A 12,595-nucleotide genomic window follows, 5' to 3' on the forward strand; every position below is an offset into this window, starting at 1 on the left:
GGGTCTCTTTCCTATCTCGCCAACACGTTGGAAACAAAGTCAGAATACGCCAAAACCACAGCAAGCAAAAAGCCGCAAAACGAAAAAAAGCGGCTGCACGTAAATGCAGCCGCTCCAGAATAAAGTCCCGCCTGTGCCGCTTTGTCGGCATCCTGAACCAAAGCGATTCAAGTTGGCCGCAGTTAGTTCAACTTCGGGCTCATCGGACTAGCGACGCTCACACCTGTCGAACAAAATTCCGCAGCCGTTGCGTATAAATGGTTCAAGGATTTTATGACAATCGCGAACACGGCAGGAACGAGTAGTCTACCCCAAACAACTTCCAAGTCAAATCCTTTTGCCATAAGATTTATAGCCGATTGCGCTCAGGCGTTGCGCCGGGAAATAAATTTAGAACAGATCTTCCTGCGCCGCCAACGCATCGTCCAGCACCGTATGCATGGTTGCGATCTTTTGCTTGACTTCCGATACGGTCAGCTCCGACAACGGTCCCGAAGGGGCCTTGCTGCTCAATAATTCAGCAGCGATGCCGAGCGCAGCAATCACGGCGATACGGTCATTGCCGCGTATCTTGCCGGTATCGCGGATCGCCGACATTTTGCCGTCCAGATAAGTCACCGCCTCTTGCAAGGCGGCTTCTTCGCCCTCTTTGCAAGACAGTGTGTACGGCTGGCCCATGATATTGACGCTTAACTGGCTCATGCAAGCTCCTTATCCTGTGACGACTGCGGCGCCTCCGGCAATCCGGGAAATTTTTCGAGCAAGGCGGCAACCCGCTGATGCGCTTGGTTGATCCTTTGCTGCAGCTCGGCGTTCTGGCTTTTGAGGTCGTCATGATCGCCCTGCAAACCCTTGGCGCGCAGACGCAGTTCGGCGTTTTCCCGGCGCAAGGTATGCGTCAGCTCGGCCAGCAGGCCTATTTTTTCTGATAATTGATGGAATTCTGAAATCATTTTGTCACTATAGTGTTGCGGAGGAAATTACGTCAATAGATTCGATCAATCAATCTCGTACTTTGTCATCAGTTGCACCACATTTACATCCCGTTGCTGCCAGCTTGCGCGTCATTTACTGACCGGCGTCAGCCGTTTGAGCACGTACCCGTACGCCAACGATTGCAATAATGCTACGGTGCTGCCGGCAATGACTTCGCCGACGCGCAATAAAGCATACTCCAGCTCCTGGTGCAGCCCTTTGCCGCCAATCGCCGCCGACATCAGGATCACCACGGTGGCCGGTCCCAGCCGCCAGTTGGCGGGATAATTTTGCAACAGCATCGCCACCAGCACCGAGACCGCCAAGGCAATCAGCAGCGACAGGAAGCCCGGGCCGAACAAGACCAGCGCCAGGCAAGCCACCACGCAGCCGTTCAGGGTATTGATCAGGCGCGCCTTGAAACTTGCCTTGGCCAGGTTGATGTCCGGCTCGGTCACAATGATCAGCGAGATCATGGCCCAGTAAGGTTCTTGCAGGCCCAGCGCGCGCAAGCCGTACCAAGTGATCAGGGCGCCGGTCAGTATCTTGACCAGATAAAGCAACGCATTCTTTTTGGGACTGATGAACTGAAAATCCATTGACTCTGGCCTGTCGGGGTAAATGCAGCGCGAGCGTCATTTTAGCCGAGAACCGGGAACGGCCCGAATTTTACGTTACATGACAGCTAACCTTCATTCCATTTACGGATTGCCATTCTGGCTAGAAAACCCTATATTCATCCAACGAAACAATCTGCCGGATCTGTCACACGAGACCGCACCGGCGTCTTCAGCTATCGAGGAAAATATGCCAATGCCGTTATCTGTTTCCCGTTTCACCAGGCTTTCACTCCCCGCCATCGCACTCACCGCCCTATTCACCATGACCAGCCTGCCACTCCGAGCCCAGACGCCTAACCTGTCCGCATCTCCCACCCAATTCGCCTATGTCGGCACGTATAACCCTAACGGTGAAGGAGTTTACCTGTTCAAGGTGGATAGCCAGAGCGGCGCCTTGAGCCGGATCAACCTGGCCAGCAAGCAGGCTAATCCGGCGCAACTGACGGTGGATGCAAACGGCAAAACGCTGTATGTCGCAAGTGAAATCGCCAACTACAAAGGCGGCAAGAACGGCAGCGTCGCCGCCTATGCCGTCAACCGTGAAGACGGCACCCTGACTATGTTGAACGAACAGGATTCGCAAGGTGCGACGCCGGCGTTCGTCACGCTTGCGGAGAAGGGGAAATATCTGTTCGCAGCCAACTACGGCGGCGGCTCGGTGGCGGTGTTCCCGATCGCGGGCGACGGCAGCCTGCAAGCGGCATCGTCGGTGCAGCAGGATAGCGGGCCGGCAGGAGCGGCCAAGCCGGAAGCCGCAGTCACCGGCAGTTTTGCCGCCAGCGACCATAACGGGCCGCATGCACACATGATCGCCAGCGACCCTAGCGGCAAATTCGTCTTCTCCACCGATCTTGGCCTTGACCGCATCTATCAATGGCGCTTCGAGCAAAGCAAGGGCCAGCTGACGCCGAATACGCCGGCCTTCATCAAGGCATCCTCGGCCGGCGCCGGACCGCGCCACTTCGTGTTTCATCCCAACGGCAAATACGTGTACGCGATCAATGAAGAGGCGTCGACGCTGACGCTGTACCATTTCGATAAAGCCAGCGGCACTTTGCAAGAGCAGGAATCGGTCTCCAGTTTGCCGAAGAATTACCAGGGCACCAATTTCGCCTCCGGCCTGACCGTCAGCGCCGATGGCCGCTTCCTGTATGTCGCCAACCGCCTGCACAACAGCATCGCGCAGTTTGCCGTGGGCGCCGAGGGCAAGCTGCAATGGGTAGGCGACACCTGGACTCGCGGCGACTATCCGCGCAGCCTGGTGATCGGGCCGAAAGGGCGCTTCATGTATGTGATGAACCAGCGCAGCGACAACATCACCCAGTTCGCCGTCGACAAGGAAAGCGGAAAACTGGAATTCATCGACCGCTATACCGGGCTGGGCAGCCCGTCGCAAATGGTGTTCTTGCCGTAGTCAATATTACCTGAGCGTGCTGGCATGCAGATGGATTGCCTCCAGCACGATCGGTATCAACTCTACCCCGCCCTGCTCGTCGACATAGGCCAGCAACTCGCGCCGCATGCGCGGCTCCCAGCTGCGTTTCAGATGCATGGCCAGATCGGTCATGGCTTGCGGCCGGTCCGGCATAGTGTCAAAAAATGAACCGATCTGATTCGCCATTTTTACCAGGTGTTCCAGATTCATTGCGCCTGCCTTTTCTGCTGCATGAGGGTGGTTAAATCCAAGCTGGTCAGGACGCCGACAGGCGCTGCGGATGGGCATACACCACATGCCCGGGCTGCCGCACAAAACCCAGCAACGTCACATTGGCTTGCTGCGCCAGCCGAATCGCCAGCGCGGTCGGCGCCGATACGGCGACGATAAAGCCGCAACCCATGCTGGCCGCCTTTTGCACCATTTCGTAACTGGCGCGGCTGGTGATCAGCACCGCGCCGCTGGAAAAATCGTGTTGCGGATGCAAATTGATCAAACCGCCGATCAGCTTGTCGAGCGCGTTGTGACGGCCGACGTCTTCCCGCACCAGTGCAATTTTCCCGCCGGCCTGCAGCCATGCCGCCGCATGCGTAGCGCCGGTCACTTGCTGCAAGTGCTGCTGCTTCTGCATCTCGGCCATGGCGGCGTAAATGGCCGTCGCGGAAAACTGTGCGGTCGATACTACCTGCGCCGGCTTGCGCACCGCCTGCTGCAAGGTTTCGGCGCCACACAACCCGCAGCCGGTGCGGCCGGTCAGGTTGCGCCGCTTTTCCTTGAGCGCCACGAAACGTTCGGTGGCGATCTGCATCTGCACCTGGATGCCGTCCGCGGCAGTCACGATCTCGCAATCGAACATCTCGCTGCGGTCTTGCAAAATGCCTTCGGTGAGCGAAAAACCCAGCGCAAAATCTTCCAGATCCGCTGGCGACGCCATCATCACCGCGTGCGAAACGCCGTTGTACTCCAGCGCCACCGGCACTTCTTCCGCCACGATGTCGCGGCTGTTGCTGACGCCGCCGTTACGCCATTGTTCTACTGCGACTTCAGTGCTGCTGGCGTAATCTGGCAAGACCATGGTTTCCTCTGCATTATTCTGCATTATTCTGCGTTGTTCTGCGTTGTTCTGCGTTGTTCTGCGTTGTTCTGCGTTGCTATTTGGTGACCGCCGCCTCCGCCTGTTCAGCCTGCCCTTGCAACAGCTTCAACTGCTGCTCGGTGAAACGGCTGAACTGTTTCTGCCATGTAGATGGCTGGCTGACCGGCATGACCTGCACCGCGGTAACTTTATATTCCGGGCAATTGGTGGCCCAGTCGGAATTATCGGTGGTGATCACGTTGGCGCCCGATTCCGGGAAGTGGAAGGTAGTGTAAACCACGCCCGGCTGCACCCGCTCGGTCACCGTCGCCCGCAACACAGTCTGCCCTGCGCGCGATTCAATCCCGACCCAGTCGTCATCCTTGATGCCGCGGTCTTCGGCGTCATGCGGATGGATTTCCAGCCGGTCCTCGCTATGCCATTCGACGTTCTCGGTGCGGCGGGTCTGGGCGCCGACATTATATTGCGACAGGATGCGGCCGGTGGTCAGGATCAGCGGGAATTTCAGCGTGACCTTTTCATCGGTGGCAAAGTACTGGGTATTGATAAACTTGCCTTTGCCGCGCACGAACTGGCCGATGTGCATGATCGGCGTGCCTTGCGGCGCTGCTTCGTTGCACGGCCATTGCAGACTACCGGCCTGCTCCAGCTTGGCGTAGCTGACGCCATGGAAAGTCGGCGTCAGGGCAGCTATCTCATCCATGATCTGGGAAGGATCGCTGTAATTCATCGGATAGCCGAGCGCGTTGGACAACGCCACGGTGACTTCCCAATCGGATTTGCCAGCCTTGGCCGGCATCACCTTGCGCACCCGCGAGATGCGGCGTTCGGCGTTGGTGAAAGTGCCGTCTTTTTCCAGGAACGACGAGCCAGGCAGGAACACGTGGGCGTACTTGGCGGTTTCATTGAGGAACAGATCCTGCACCACGATGCATTCCATCGCCGCCATGGCGGCGGTGACATGCTGGGTGTTCGGATCCGACTGGACGATGTCTTCGCCTTCGCAATACAGCCCCATGAAGCTGCCGTCGAGGGCGGCATCGAACATGTTCGGAATCCGCAAGCCCGGCTCAGGGCTGAGCGTGACGCCCCATGCCTGCTCGAATTCGCCGCGCACAGTACTGTCGGACACATGGCGGTAACCAGGCAATTCATGCGGGAAGGAACCCATATCGCACGAGCCCTGGACATTGTTCTGGCCGCGCAAAGGATTGACGCCGACGCCTTCGCGGCCGACATTCCCGGTCGCCATCGCCAGGTTGGCGATGCCGATCACCATGGTCGAGCCTTGCGCATGTTCGGTGACGCCGAGGCCGTAATAGATCGCGCCATTGTTCGCGGTCGCATACAAGCGCGCCGCGCCGCGCAACTGATCGGCAGGCACGCCGGTGACGTCGGCCATCATTTCCGGCGAATTCTCGGGTCGCAGGACAAATTCCTTCCAGTCGGCATATGATTTCTGATCGCAGCGTTCGGCGACGAAGTCAGGTTTTTCCAGGCCTTCCGACAGGATCACGTGCGCCAGCGCAGTGATCAGAGCAACGTTGGTGCCAGGCCGCAGTTTCAAGTGAAAGGCCGCCTGCACGTGCGGCGACTTGACCATCTCGGTGGTGCGCGGATCGACCACGATCAACTGCGCGCCCTGGCGCAGGCGGCGCTTCATCTGCGAAGCGAACACCGGATGCGCCGCCACCGGATTGGCGCCGATGACCATGATCACATCCGACTGCATGACCGAATCGAAAGTCTGGGTGCCGGCCGATTCACCCAAGGTTTGCTTCAAACCATAGCCGGTCGGCGAATGGCAAACCCGGGCGCAAGTATCGACGTTGTTGTTGCCGAAAGCCGCCCGCACCAGTTTCTGCACCAGATAGGTTTCTTCATTGGTGCAGCGTGAGGACGTGATGCCGCCTATCGAATCCTTGCCATATTTGGCCTGGATGCGGCGGAATTCGCCGGCCGCATAAGTCAGCGCTTCATCCCACGACACTTCGCGCCACGGGTCGGTGATCTTGCTGCGGATCATAGGCTTGGTGATACGGTCCTTGTGGGTCGCATAGCCCCAGGCAAAGCGGCCCTTGACGCAGGAATGGCCGTGGTTGGCATGGCCATCCTTGTGCGGCACCATGCGTACCACCTGGTTGCCTTTCATCTCGGCCTTGAACGAACAGCCGACGCCGCAATAGGCGCAGGTGGTGATCGCGCTATGCTCGGCCTGGCCCAGCATGATCACGGTCTTTTCGGTCAGGGTGGCGGTCGGGCAGGCTTGCACGCAAGCGCCGCAGGAGACGCATTCGGAATCCATGAAGTCCTGCATCTGGCCGGCCGATACGCGCGACTCGAAGCCGCGGCCATCGATGGTCAGCGCAAACGTGCCCTGGGTTTCTTCGCAGGCGCGCACACAGCGGTTGCAGACGATGCACTTGGACGGATCGTAGGTGAAATAGGGGTTCGACTCATCCTTCTTCATCTTCAGGTGGTTCTCGCCTTCGTAACCATAGCGTACTTCGCGCAAGCCGGTGACGCCGGCCATGTCCTGCAGCTCGCAATTGCCATTGGTGGGGCAAGTCAGGCAGTCGAGCGGATGGTCGGAAATATACAGCTCCATGACGCCGCGGCGGATGTCGGCCAGTTTCGGCGTCTGGGTGCGGACTTTCATGCCGGGTTCGCATGGTGTGGTGCAGGAAGCCGGATAACCGCGCTTGCCATCGATTTCAACCAGGCACAGACGGCAGGAGCCGAACGGTTCCAGGCTGTCGGTAGCGCACAGTTTAGGGACATTGATGCCGGCTTCGACCGCCGCGCGCATGACCGAGGTGCCGGCCGCTACGTCGACGCTGACGCCGTCGATTTCCAGCGTGACTGTCTGGCCGGCTGGTTTGGCGGGAGTGCCGTAGTCGAGTTCGTTAAGCTGATTCATCACATACTCCTGGTTCCGTCGGAACGTGGGTTAGTCGTGTCTATGCTGGTTATGGATAGCTCAGGCGGCCTGGTCCAGCGCGCCGTTGCCGAAATCTTCGGGGAAGTGGTCGAGCGCCGACAACACCGGCAACGGCGTCATGCTGCCCATGGCGCACAGCGAACCGTTGACCATGGTGTCGCACAGGTCGCGCAACAGCTTTATCTGTATGGTCTGGCCGGCGACGATCTTGTCGATCACTTCTACCCCGCGGGTGGAGCCGATGCGGCAGGGAGTACATTTTCCGCAGGATTCGATCGCGCAGAATTCCATCGCGTACCGGGCTTGTTTCGCCATGTCGACGCTATCGTCAAACACCACGATGCCGCCGTGTCCCAGCATGCCGCCAACCGCGGCCATGGCTTCGTAGTCGAGCTTGGTGTCGAATAATGACGGCGGCAGGTAAGGGCCCAGCGGGCCGCCAACCTGCACCGCGCGGATAGGCTTGCCGCTGGCGGTGCCGCCGCCGAAATCGATCAGTAACTCGCGCAGGGTGACGCCGAAAGCTTTTTCGACCAGGCCGCCGTGGCGGATATTGCCCGCCAGTTGCATCGGCAAGGTGCCGAGCGAGCGGCCCATGCCGTAGTTCTTGTAGAACGCCGCGCCGCGCGCCAGGATGATGGGCACCGAGGCCAGCGAAATCACGTTGTTGATCACGGTCGGCTTGCCGAACAAGCCTTCGATGGCCGGCAGCGGCGGCTTGGCGCGCACCACGCCGCGCTTGCCTTCCAGGCTTTCAAGCAAGGCGGTTTCTTCGCCGCAGATGTAGGCGCCGGCGCCCTTGCGTACTTCCAGATGAAAACTGGAACCGGAGCCGAGGATATTCTCACCCAGGTAATTGGCGTTGTTTGCAGTGACGATGGCATGGTTCAACGCGGCAATCGCATGCGGATATTCCGAACGGACATAGATATAGCCGCGGTTTGCACCGACCGCCAGCGCGGCGATCGTCATGCCTTCGATCAGCATGAAGGGATCGTCCTCCATCACCATGCGATCCGAGAACGTCCCGGAATCGCCTTCGTCGGCATTGCAAACGATGTACTTCTGCGCGGCTTTGGTAGCGGCCACCGTCTTCCATTTGATCCCTGTCGGGAAAGCTGCGCCGCCGCGGCCGCGCAAGCCGGAATCCAGCACTTCCTGCACTACCGCTTCGCTGCACATGCCCAAGGCGCGACGCAAACCGGCATAGCCTTCATGCACAAGATAATCTTCCAGCGACAGCGGATCGGTGATGCCGACCCGGGCGAAAGTCAGGCGTTCCTGTTTTTTCAGATATGGAATGTCTTCGACCAGTCCCAACGCCAGGCGATGCTGGCCGCCGTTCATGAAATCGGCGTCGAACAGCCCGGCCACATCGTTGACCACATCGTCGGCCCCAACCGGACCATAAGCGATGCGGCCGGCAGCAGTCGCCACTTCTACCAACGGTTCCAGCCAGAACATGCCGCGCGAGCCGTTGCGCACCAGCTTGATGCTGACGCCGCGCTGCCGGGCCTGCTCCGTAATCTCGGCGGCGACCTGGTTGGCGCCGAGCGCCAGCGCGGTCGAATCGCGCGGGACAAAGATGGTGATAACTGCAGTGGTAACTGCGGTTATCACAGGATTGGGTCTACTCATTGCACACCTCGCTTGGCGCGCACTACGCGATTGAATTTGTCGTTGCTGACGCGGGCGTGCAAATCGTCGTCGATTTGCATGTTGGGGCCGCAGGCGCACTGGCCCAGGCAATACACCGGCTCCAGTGTGAACTGGCCATCGCTGCTGGTGCCGTGGAAATCGCAGCCCAGCGCTGCCTTTGCATGCGCCACCAGCGCATCAGCGCCGACCGCCTGGCAGGCTTCGGCGCGGCAAATCTGGACGATGTGCAGGCCGGCCGGATGCTGGCGGAAATGGTGATAGAAACTGATCACGCCGTGCACTTCGGCGCGTGACAGATTCAGCTCGTCGGCGATCAGCGGCACCACGGATGGCGGCACATAGCCGAGCGCATCCTGTATCGCGTGCAGCACGGGCAGCATGGCGCCGGGCAGCGTCTTGAATTCTTGAATGAGGGTCCTGACCTGATCCAGGTCGACAGACGGGTCCGATGGTACAGCTTGCGAAACTTGAGAACTTGGCTCGATTTGCATCTTCACTACAGTCTCCTACCGGAATTCAGCACTACAAATGGCGCTCGGACCGGATGCTGTCTTTATCTACAGCCATGCATCTTGGTCAGCGTGCCGCGGTGTGTCTTGAAATCTGTATTGTCACTATTTATTATTTTTATGCGCTCTGCCGGATTACCGGGCAGAGTCATGCGCCACACTGCGTTGGCTTGCATGCCCTGCCCTCTTTGCTGCCTTTGCTACTTTTACTACGGTCTATTTAGTTGCCTATCCACTTGCTCTAAATACTTTTTACTTGAACAGCACCGCCGATTTTTGCAGGGTGATCGAAATCCCCCAGATCAGCGGAATCACTACGGCCGCCCAAGACAACCACAACAGCGCAGGATTGCCGCCGCTGCCGATACGCGCCATGACTTCCGGCGGCAGCACCGCATCGCCCTTGGCCGAAGCCTGCTCGTGCGCCAGTTGCTTTTCGCGCGCCAGCTCTTCCGGCGTCATGAAGTGCTTTGCAGCGAGCGGACGAATCATCAAATTGCACAGCAAACCAAGCACCAGCATGCCGGCCAGGATGTACATGGTGGTGTTGTACACCGACTCCCGCGGCATGCCCAAACCCAGCTGGTATTCACGCATGTAGTTCACCACCACTGGTCCGAGGATCCCGGCAGTCGCCCACGCGGTCAGCAAACGGCCATGGATCGCGCCCACCATCTGGGTACCGAACAAGTCGGCCAGATAAGCCGGCACAGTAGCAAAGCCGCCGCCGTACATCGACAAGATCAGGCACACCGCCCCCACGAACAAGGCCACGCTACCGGTCGCGCCGGACCAAGGCAAACTGACATACAGCACAAAACCTAATACGAAGAACACCACATACGTCATCTTGCGGCCGATGTAGTCCGAACAGCTCGCCCAGACAAAGCGGCCGCCGATGTTGAACAAGCTGATCAAACCGGTAAAGCCCGCCGCAATCGCGGCAATCGCGCCTTTTTGCTCCAGCGTCAATTCAGTAAATTTAGCGCTGACACCCAGCAAATGACCGCCGAACACTTCTTGCAACATCGGCGACGCCATGCCGATCACACCGATACCTGCCGACACGTTCAAGCACAGCACCAGCCATACCAGCCAGAACTGCGGAATGCCCCAGACCTTGCTGACATGCACATGATGCTGCGTGATCATGGCGTTGCTATTCGCTACCGGCGGTGTCCAGCCGGCTGGTTTCCAACCGCTAGGCGGAATCCGGTAGCCGAAGGCGCCTGCCATCATGAACACAAGGTAAATCAAAGCCATCACCACAAACGTCTGCCACACGCCAACCGATACATCGGTCGCAAAATGCTTCATCAGCTTGTCCGCCAGCGGGCTGCCGATCAGCGCACCGCCGCCGAAACCCATGATCGCCATGCCGGTCGCCATGCCGCGGCGGTCCGGAAACCATTTGATCAGGGTCGACACCGGCGAGATATATCCCAGCCCGAGTCCGACGCCGCCAATCAGGCCGGAACCCAGCCAGATCAACCATATCTGATGCTCATACACACCCAGCGCCGAGATCAGCAAACCGCCGCACCAGCACAGCGCGGCGACAAAGCCTGCCTTGCGCGGGCCAACGTGTTCCAGCCAGCCGCCCCAGATTGCCGCCGATGTTCCCAGCAACACAAAGAACATGGTGAAAATCCAGCCCAGCATCGAAATCTTCCAGTCGCAATTGCTGGCGAATATCTCAGCAAAGAAACCCATGTCCTTGGCGCAAACTACCGATTCCTTGATTCCGATCGCCTTCGACAGCGGCAACCAGAACACCGAGAAACCGTAAGCCATGCCAATGCATAGATGAATCGCCAACGCCGCTGGCGGCACCAGCCAGCGGTTGAAGCCCGGACCTGCAATGGTCCGTTGTTTGTCTAAAAACCCCATCTAATTCCCCCCGGAAATGAAAAAGTAATATATGTACCATAGGTAACTGATTACATATAGTTCTAAGGACGAAATATTTTCATTTCCCTGCCATATTCGAAAAATATCACTAGCAGCGCGCATACTCAATAGGCTATATTTTGCATAATGTTTAAAGTGAAGATCAAACCGCATTGGGAAATTGCCCGCGACGCCGACCAGTCACTGGATACCGCTGTGCTATTGGCATTGCTGACGGCAATCCAGGAAACCGGCTCGATCGCCAATGCCACCAAGCAGATCGGCAGTTCCTACCGCCACGCCTGGGGCTTGCTGCGCGATGCAGAGAAACTATTCGGCCATCCCTTGATACAGACCGGGCGCGGGCGTGGCAGCGAATTGCTGCCGCTGGCGGAAAAACTGATCTGGGCCGACAGGCGCATCGCGGCGCGGCTGTCGCCGACGCTGGAAAGCCTGGCCTCGGAACTGGAAGGAGAACTGAGCAAGGCGGTCAGCGTGCAGCCGCAGGTGATACGCCTCAACGCCAGCCATGGCTTTGCGGTGGCGGCGCTGCTGAACCAGTTGAATGAACGGCAGTTGCCGGTGGAACTGCGCTATCGCAACAGTGCCGATGCGGTGGCTGCGCTGGCGCGCGAGGAATGCGACCTGGCCGGCTTCCACGTGCCGCTGGGTGAATTCGAAGAAGCGGCGGTGGCCGGCTATAGCCATTGGCTAGACAAGCAGAAGCATTGCCTGATCCATCTGGCGGTGCGCAACCAGGGCTTGATGGTTGCCCCCTGCAATCCCAAACATATAGTCAGCCTGGCCGACCTCAGCCGCGACGGCGTGCTGTTCGTCAATCGCCAGCCTGGCTCCGGCACCCGCATGCTGCTGGAGCTGATGCTGTCACGGCAAAACCTGTCGCCGACCGCCATCGATGGTTTTGAGACGGCCGAATTCACCCACTCCGCAATTGCCGCCTTTATCGCCAGCGGCATGGCCGACGTCGGCTTCGGGGTCCAGACCGCCGCCGAACGCTTCGGCCTGGACTTTATCCCTTTGATCCGCGAACGCTATTTCTTTGCCGTGCCGATCAGCGCCATGAAGGACCCGCTGATGCAGCAAGTCATCAGCATCCTGCAATCGGAATCGTTCCGCGACATCGTCAACCAGTTGCACGGCTACGACGGCAATGCCACCGGCGAGATCCTCTCGCTCGGCAAAGCATTCAGCAGCTTGCACTAAGCTTGCCCCCCCCCCCTCTTCAAGCATGTGCCTTGACGAGGGCAATCGCCGCCCACAAAAAAATCAGCGCCATCAATTTATATAAATCGTTGTGAAATGCAGAGATGAATCTAAAATAGCGGATTATCCGCGACAATATTGTCAAAAATGTATTTTCTTATACCGGCAAAATAGCCACACTGGCAACTGCTCAAAAGAAACTATTTATTTGCAGATATAAACGGAACACAACGGAACACTTTACCG

The 12,595-nt window shown here is 58.5% G+C and carries 11 protein-coding genes and 1 other RNA gene; 2 read left to right on the forward strand and 10 right to left on the reverse strand.

The features are described from left to right. Positions 1 to 120 precede the first annotated feature (120 nt). The 4 genes from ssrS to ABI171_RS11055 form a co-directional block, all read right to left on the reverse strand. A non-coding RNA gene (gene ssrS / locus ABI171_RS11040) (6S RNA) lies at positions 121 to 301 on the reverse strand. 89 nt (positions 302 to 390) lie between these two features. Continuing rightward, entirely contained in the window at positions 391 to 702 is a 312-nt protein-coding gene (locus tag ABI171_RS11045) for a cell division protein ZapA (RefSeq protein WP_348092612.1), read from the reverse strand. Beyond that, positions 699 to 953, reverse strand: coding sequence for a cell division protein ZapB (gene zapB / locus ABI171_RS11050; protein ID WP_348092613.1), 255 nt, complete (start codon positions 951 to 953; stop codon positions 699 to 701). The genes ABI171_RS11045 and zapB overlap by 4 nt, the downstream gene beginning before the upstream one ends. Before the next feature lie 111 nt (positions 954 to 1,064). Next, positions 1,065 to 1,574 carry an FUSC family protein gene (locus tag ABI171_RS11055; protein WP_348092614.1) on the reverse strand — a complete coding sequence of 170 codons (510 nt, stop codon included), beginning with the start codon at positions 1,572 to 1,574 and terminating at the stop codon, positions 1,065 to 1,067. Positions 1,575 to 1,788: 214 nt separating this feature from the next. Here ABI171_RS11055 and ABI171_RS11060 point away from each other — a divergent pair, with 214 nt between their 5' ends. Continuing rightward, positions 1,789 to 3,009, forward strand: coding sequence for a lactonase family protein (locus tag ABI171_RS11060; protein ID WP_348092615.1), 1,221 nt, complete (start codon positions 1,789 to 1,791; stop codon positions 3,007 to 3,009). A 6-nt stretch (positions 3,010 to 3,015) separates the two neighbouring features. Here ABI171_RS11060 and ABI171_RS11065 read toward each other — a convergent pair whose 3' ends face one another. The 6 genes from ABI171_RS11065 to ABI171_RS11090 all read right to left on the reverse strand — a co-directional run bounded on the left by ABI171_RS11065 (position 3,016) and on the right by ABI171_RS11090 (position 11,125). Beyond that, positions 3,016 to 3,240 carry a formate dehydrogenase subunit delta gene (locus ABI171_RS11065; protein WP_348092616.1) on the reverse strand — a complete coding sequence of 75 codons (225 nt, stop codon included), beginning with the start codon at positions 3,238 to 3,240 and terminating at the stop codon, positions 3,016 to 3,018. A gap of 46 nt (positions 3,241 to 3,286) precedes the next feature. Next, the gene (fdhD, locus tag ABI171_RS11070; protein ID WP_348092617.1) at positions 3,287 to 4,129 is read right to left on the reverse strand and encodes a formate dehydrogenase accessory sulfurtransferase FdhD; all 843 of its coding nucleotides are present in this window, start codon (positions 4,127 to 4,129) and stop codon (positions 3,287 to 3,289) included. A 52-nt stretch (positions 4,130 to 4,181) separates the two neighbouring features. Then, positions 4,182 to 7,046: a formate dehydrogenase subunit alpha gene (fdhF, locus tag ABI171_RS11075; protein WP_348092618.1), complete on the reverse strand. Its 2,865-nt coding sequence runs from the start codon at positions 7,044 to 7,046 to the stop codon at positions 4,182 to 4,184. A gap of 60 nt (positions 7,047 to 7,106) precedes the next feature. Further along, entirely contained in the window at positions 7,107 to 8,705 is a 1,599-nt protein-coding gene (locus tag ABI171_RS11080) for an NADH-quinone oxidoreductase subunit NuoF (protein WP_348092619.1), read from the reverse strand. Then, the gene (locus ABI171_RS11085; protein ID WP_348092637.1) at positions 8,702 to 9,217 is read right to left on the reverse strand and encodes a formate dehydrogenase subunit gamma; all 516 of its coding nucleotides are present in this window, start codon (positions 9,215 to 9,217) and stop codon (positions 8,702 to 8,704) included. Before ABI171_RS11085 ends, ABI171_RS11080 begins: the two co-directional genes overlap by 4 nt. 270 nt (positions 9,218 to 9,487) lie before the next feature. Further along, positions 9,488 to 11,125: an OFA family MFS transporter gene (locus ABI171_RS11090; RefSeq protein WP_348092620.1), complete on the reverse strand. Its 1,638-nt coding sequence runs from the start codon at positions 11,123 to 11,125 to the stop codon at positions 9,488 to 9,490. Positions 11,126 to 11,272: 147 nt separating this feature from the next. Between ABI171_RS11090 and ABI171_RS11095 the strand changes: the two genes are divergently transcribed. Continuing rightward, positions 11,273 to 12,349, forward strand: a complete 1,077-nt coding sequence (locus tag ABI171_RS11095; RefSeq protein WP_348092621.1) for a substrate-binding domain-containing protein — start codon at positions 11,273 to 11,275, stop codon at positions 12,347 to 12,349. The last annotated feature ends 246 nt before the right edge of the window (positions 12,350 to 12,595 follow it).

It is taken from the genome of Collimonas sp., assembly GCF_039923675.1.
Taxonomy (GTDB): Bacteria; Pseudomonadota; Gammaproteobacteria; order Burkholderiales; family Burkholderiaceae_D; genus Collimonas.

Coding starts and splice junctions, on each gene's coding strand:
- zapB (WP_348092613.1), bottom strand. CDS start 953: ATGATTTCAGAATTCCATCAATTATCAGAAAAAATAGGCCTGCTGGCC.
- ABI171_RS11080 (WP_348092619.1), bottom strand. CDS start 8,705: ATGAGTAGACCCAATCCTGTGATAACCGCAGTTACCACTGCAGTTATC.
- ABI171_RS11045 (WP_348092612.1), bottom strand. CDS start 702: ATGAGCCAGTTAAGCGTCAATATCATGGGCCAGCCGTACACACTGTCT.
- ABI171_RS11090 (WP_348092620.1), bottom strand. CDS start 11,125: ATGGGGTTTTTAGACAAACAACGGACCATTGCAGGTCCGGGCTTCAAC.
- ABI171_RS11085 (WP_348092637.1), bottom strand. CDS start 9,217: ATGCAAATCGAGCCAAGTTCTCAAGTTTCGCAAGCTGTACCATCGGAC.
- ABI171_RS11095 (WP_348092621.1), top strand. CDS start 11,273: ATGTTTAAAGTGAAGATCAAACCGCATTGGGAAATTGCCCGCGACGCC.
- fdhD (WP_348092617.1), bottom strand. CDS start 4,129: ATGCAGAATAATGCAGAGGAAACCATGGTCTTGCCAGATTACGCCAGC.
- fdhF (WP_348092618.1), bottom strand. CDS start 7,046: ATGAATCAGCTTAACGAACTCGACTACGGCACTCCCGCCAAACCAGCC.
- ABI171_RS11060 (WP_348092615.1), top strand. CDS start 1,789: ATGCCGTTATCTGTTTCCCGTTTCACCAGGCTTTCACTCCCCGCCATC.
- ABI171_RS11055 (WP_348092614.1), bottom strand. CDS start 1,574: ATGGATTTTCAGTTCATCAGTCCCAAAAAGAATGCGTTGCTTTATCTG.
- ABI171_RS11065 (WP_348092616.1), bottom strand. CDS start 3,240: ATGAATCTGGAACACCTGGTAAAAATGGCGAATCAGATCGGTTCATTT.